Origin of the sequence: Wolbachia endosymbiont of Madathamugadia hiepei, assembly GCF_013366855.1 — a bacterium.
In the GTDB taxonomy this organism is placed as follows: domain Bacteria; phylum Pseudomonadota; class Alphaproteobacteria; order Rickettsiales; family Anaplasmataceae; genus Wolbachia.
In genome coordinates this window covers 1-4,797 of the sequence record NZ_WQMP01000075.1, presented here as the reverse complement: position 1 = coordinate 4,797, position 4,797 = coordinate 1, and the positions used below count along the sequence as shown (strand labels likewise).

The 4,797-nt window shown below is 35.5% G+C and carries 5 protein-coding genes and 1 pseudogene; 1 reads left to right on the top strand and 5 read right to left on the bottom strand.

Annotated elements, in window-relative coordinates; all coding sequences use genetic code 11:
• From GO685_RS05935 to priA, 3 genes and pseudogenes are all read right to left on the bottom strand, one after another.
• A pseudogene (locus GO685_RS05935) lies at positions 1-107 on the bottom strand (IS982 family transposase); the annotation flags it as partial.
• Positions 108-170: 63 nt separating this feature from the next.
• Positions 171-332, bottom strand: a complete 162-nt coding sequence (locus GO685_RS03390; RefSeq protein ID WP_175937577.1) for a hypothetical protein — start codon at positions 330-332, stop codon at positions 171-173.
• 147 nt (positions 333-479) lie between these two features.
• On the bottom strand, positions 480-2,438 hold the full coding sequence (gene priA, locus GO685_RS03385) for a replication restart helicase PriA (protein WP_175937576.1): 1,959 nt from the start codon (positions 2,436-2,438) through the stop codon (positions 480-482).
• 167 nt (positions 2,439-2,605) lie between these two features.
• On the opposite strand from priA, the gene GO685_RS03380 reads away from it, so the two are divergent.
• The gene (locus GO685_RS03380) at positions 2,606-4,204 is read left to right on the top strand and encodes a hypothetical protein (RefSeq protein ID WP_175937575.1); all 1,599 of its coding nucleotides are present in this window, start codon (positions 2,606-2,608) and stop codon (positions 4,202-4,204) included.
• Positions 4,205-4,219: 15 nt separating this feature from the next.
• Here the strand turns inward: GO685_RS03380 and GO685_RS05735 are convergent, their stop codons facing one another.
• Positions 4,220-4,351 carry a hypothetical protein gene (locus GO685_RS05735; protein ID WP_281356219.1) on the bottom strand — a complete coding sequence of 44 codons (132 nt, stop codon included), beginning with the start codon at positions 4,349-4,351 and terminating at the stop codon, positions 4,220-4,222.
• Positions 4,352-4,440: 89 nt separating this feature from the next.
• The coding region (locus tag GO685_RS03375; RefSeq protein WP_175937574.1) for an FAD-dependent thymidylate synthase at positions 4,441-4,797 on the bottom strand (357 nt) is incomplete at its 5' end.

The following is a 4,797-nucleotide window of genomic DNA, read 5'->3' as shown; positions in this document are numbered from 1 at the left end:
CTTGTAGGTTTTTTACCATTGGCTAGTAGTCTACTTGCAAAGTTCTCATCTATTATTTTACAATAATCATCTACAAAACAGAATAACTCTGCTATATTCTTATGCATTGGGTAACCTCCTATTGTTGCTAAAATACTGGAGTTTACCTTATTTCTCTCTCTACTCTCTTTCTAATCCATAGTTAGCGTTAAAACAGCCTTTGTAGATAAAACTGCTGTGAATAATCCTTTGTTAACCAATATTTCACTACTATCATTAAGGAATTCCTGCAACTCTCTAATTTTTTCGTCATACCTTATCCCTTCCCTACGGATGATTTCAAGTAAATTCATACGATCCTCCTTATTTTGATCATATTGTGTATTAATAATGCAATAAATTCTGCTGAAAGTCAAGCTCTTGGTTAAAAAGTTAATATAATTTGTGAAAGTTTCTATGAATGTTATCCAAATTTAAATTAACGTTCTGCAACAAACCTGTTAAAAAAAACTCACAGGATCAACATCTATTGTTACTGCAATGCTCGAACTCAAGTTACAACTTTTAATCCAGCATTTCAACTTTCTCTGCATGGATAGACTATGTTTATTGTGTATCTTTAGTAATATCCTATACCGATACTTATTATTTAAGAAATTTATTGCTGCTGGCGATGGACCAAGAACTTCGAATTCTTTTAAACACTGGTTATGCAAGAATCTTGCTATTTCATTTGCTGCTTTTTGTGTTGCAATCTGATTCTTGCTACAAATTATAAGTGCTATTAGCCTGCTAAACGGCGGCATTTTTGCTCCGCATCTTGACTTAAGTTCAATTTCATAAAATGCGTCCCTTTTTTGATGCTGCAATGCTTTTATTATTGGACTTTCAGGATTATTGGTTTGTACTATTACTGTCCCTTTTTCGTTGAACCTTCCAGATCTCCCTGCAACTTGGTGCAATAACTGATATGTCTTTTCTGCTGCCCTCAGATCAGAATTTTCGAGGCTCAAATCTGCATTTACCACACCAACCAAGGTCAATTTAGGAAAATTGTGCCCTTTAGCAATTATTTGTGTGCCGATTATGATATTCACCTCTTCCTTCAACACTAAGTCAATGAAGTTGCTAACCGACTTCTGATCGCTACTTATGATCAAAGTTTTTGCGTTTGGTATTAGTTTGACCATTTCTTCAAGCAACCTTTCAATTCCTACACCATAAAGGGATAATGACTGCTCACTTTGGCAATTAGAGCATTTTTCTGGGAGTTTAAATTGATAAAAACAATGATGACACAAAAGAGCGTTCTTTTTCTTGTGGTATGTAAGCCAAATAGCACAATTTAGGCAGGAAATTTTGTATCCACACTTTTTACAAACTGCAAGTTGCGCATATCCTCTGCGGTTTAGAAAAAGCATAACCTGCTGTTTCTTCTCTATGGTTTGTTTTATGCACTCAAAAAGCTCATCAGAAATCCATTGTTTGTTGTTTCTCATGTCCACTACTCTAATGAGTGGCAATTCCGCACCACCGAATCGCTTAGTCAACTTCACGTGATTGTAATTCCCATTTTTAACATGATGAATCGTTTCGAGCAGTGGAGTTGCTGACGACAGAATTATTGGAATATTTTCAATTTTGGCTAAGATTATCGCCATATCTCGAGCATTGTATATAATCCCCTGTTCTTGTTTGAAAGATGAATCGTGCTCTTCATCAACGATAATCAATTTTAGGCTTTTATAAGGTAAAAAAAGCGCTGATCGTGCCCCGATGATTATTTGTACATTTCCGTTTGCTATATCAAGCCAGTTATTTCTGCGAGTTTTTGGAGTGAGCCCCGAGTGCCACTGAGCTAGGTTTCTTGATATTTGACTGCGAATACGATTTACCAATTGTGAAGTTAAAATAATTTCGGGCAGGAGAATTAAAACTTGAGCGTCGTTTACAATGTCGACTAACTTCGCAATCACAGAGAGATAAACTTCCGTTTTCCCAGATCCTGTCTCACCGTCAAGCAAAGTTACTGAGTATTCGTTTAAATTGCTTGTTATTCTATCACTAGCTATCTGCTGCTCAGAGCTTAATTGGCAACTTATCTCACTTATTTCCTGATCTTTTTCAATACAAACCAGTTTGTCTATTTGGTTTACTTTTAACACTCCTCCCATTATTACTTTTGCAAGCATGCCAATAGGTATTAAATTGTATTGCGCAACCCACTCTGCAAATGCGATCAATTTTGGTCTAACGCTTGGTAGATTGATCTTTTGCTCGATAAATTTTAATTCTCGATCACTCTTGTCACTGCATTTCCAAACTATTCCAATCAAGCGTTTTTTACCAAATGGCACTACTACGTAATCTCCAACTGAAATTTCAGTGTTTTCTTCAATTGCATATGAAAATAACTGGTCAATTGGAAGTGGTAGTAATACGTCAACTGTCTTTGTCATGGCAGTCTCAGTTTAGCATTGTTTTTATGAGTCTGTAACCTTTGACAATATAGGTAAACTGGAAAAACTATACATAGAAAAAAGATCTTAATATTTAACATATTTTTCATAGTACACACCATATAATTGATAAACTAATAGATTTACATAATTTGTAGAGGCCATTTATGGTTGATGATAAGATTACTTTGAACTTTGAGATAGAAAGGGGTGAGCCTATAGCACGTCAATCCCACTTTTTTGCGCGTATAAAGCTTACAAATGAAAGCAAAAATCTTTTGCGCGAGAAGTTTGGCAGTACAGTTAAATTTGATAACCTGGATAGCTACTTAGACCTCAATTATGAGAATTTTTATATCTATTACAATAAATACGGTGGATATTATGGTAGAGATGAGCTATATGTTAAAAATGATGATGGTAGATCTTTAACTTCTAACCTTCCACTTAATCACTACGGATTTTCAATGGAGCTATCATTGGGTGAAGGAGCAATCGCAGACTATGGCTTTTATCCTCTGGCTGTAATTTATAATCCAAGTCACTATGATAAGGCAAAAGAAAAAGTATTTGATGATCATGGTGAATTGTCACCAATTGCATCAAATGTGTTAGATAACTTTCTAAGCAACACAAACGGCTTAGCTACACAAGACATACTTTTAAAGATACAAAATGAAATTGCTGAAAAAGAGGTGAAGCTAATAAGGGAGAAAAGACAGGCAGAAGAAGAATTAAATCAAAAGAACGAAGAGTTAAAAGAACTTATAGAAAAAGATGAGATTAAAATATTTAAAGTGATAAAAGGTCACGACGTAGGTGATGGACGTTCAGCAGTAATTTTGCAACCTGATGGGAAGGAAAGAGATAAGATACCTCTCGATTCGAGTAAATACTATATAGCAGAATATAAGCACTATCCAGAAAGTGAAGGTGTTGAGTACTTGCATTTTATCGGCCCTAGAGATGATATGCTGGTTGATTATGAAGATTTATTTTTTGTGCTCAATCGAAGCTCCTACTCCGGTTTTGAAAGTGGGTTTTATTCAGCAGATGGAACCGATCTCGATAATTACGCTAAATATTCAAAGGATCGGTATTTGGGTGGTGATCAACTGTCTGAGAGATTGTCTAGCGAATTGGAAGAAGATAGCAATCAGATAAATTCAGAAGTTATGCTTAACGATCAACTTATGAACGAAGAAGTTATAGTAGAAAGTGAAGCCAAGCCTAGAAAGAAAAGAGCAATTGAAGAAGACGATAATGATATGAAAGATAGTGACAGCTCACAAGCAAAAAATGAGGACCAAAAATCAACGACCGTAAAGTTTCAAGAAGACTCTTCATCAAAAGCATCAACTCAAGAACTGTCTTTGAGTGAAGAGAATGAACAAGAAGAAGTTATCATAATAAGCGTTATGGGCAGTATGAAGGATGATAAAGATCCACAACATCCCTTAAAAATAAAGACAGGTGAACCTATTGAAATAGGAAAGTACAAGGTGGAATTGCAGGTTGCATATGATGATATACGGAACTTCTACAATACTATACTTGGCAAGTATCAGACCAATAAGGAGTACAGTTACGAACAAGTATCTGTTCTATACAATGGGATTATCATTCCAATACATGGTTATTATGATGAATCATTCACTCTGCCTGAAGCATACGTTACAGGTGGTCATCTATTTATCAAAGATCAGGATTTTGGAACTTTAGATGATTTTAATGAGATGTTCTATAAAAGTGATGAGTTAGTGTAATATAAAGGGCTAGATTCAACTTGGCGGACGGGAATTATAAGGAATTAGGATTTTTGCATAATCTTCTGTCATTCCAATCAGAAGAGTGTCATCCCAGTGCCCAGATACTGGGATCCATTCTTTTTTTTCACTAGATTCCAGCGTCACGGGCTGGAATGACACCTTTTAAGTTTCGTACAACTGTCCATCATGCGCTATGTAAATAACAACTAGGCAACAGATTTTTATCTTTAAGATTATTTATCAAGTATAAACATCAGCTCGTCCCATTCCCTTTTACCAATTCCGCTTTCCCCTCTAGTAACATTTTCTCCTTTAATTAATTTGCGAACTACCTCTAGACCAGTTTTTGAAATACAAACCGATTCTAAGCAATATTCAACGAAAGCGCCGTAGGCCATTGGGACCCACTTTTTTATTATATCCAACATAACTTCTGCATAGACTCTCATTTCATACTGAGCATGCTTGTCAGCTCTAAGCTTCAAAAAATGAAGAAGGTTATGCAGATCTATCTTCCAATAAAATTGCGTGTAGTAATTAAGCATTAGATTGGTTCTGGCAATTTCTCTTGCAAGCCCCTGTCCAATAAA